General features: G+C 46.5%; 1 protein-coding gene. It reads right to left on the reverse strand.

The window, feature by feature from the left end; genetic code table 11:
* Nucleotides 1-197: hypothetical protein (locus tag KMS84_RS40805; RefSeq protein WP_256921696.1), on the reverse strand; the 197-nt coding region annotated here is incomplete at its 3' end.
* Nucleotides 198-230: the final 33 nt, after the last annotated feature.

Here is a 230-nt window from a genome sequence, read left to right on the forward strand (position 1 = left end):
GGGTGCTCAAGGAGCTGGTTCCAGGTCGTCAATGCGTGTGCTTTTCTGTCTTCATACATGATGAAAATCTCCACGATGTCTGCAGTAGAAACAAAAGCATCTGGACGGTTCAGGCCTGTCGATGAATGGCGGTTTGCAATTGCTTTCACCGTCATGTTCCCAACTAATTTGGCATCGTAGATCAATTGATTTGCCATATAGAGAACTTTGGATTACGTTCGCCAGTGGGC

The sequence above is a fragment of the Streptomyces hilarionis genome (genome assembly GCF_024539675.1).
In the GTDB taxonomy this organism is placed as follows: Bacteria; Actinomycetota; Actinomycetes; order Streptomycetales; family Streptomycetaceae; genus Streptomyces; species Streptomyces hilarionis.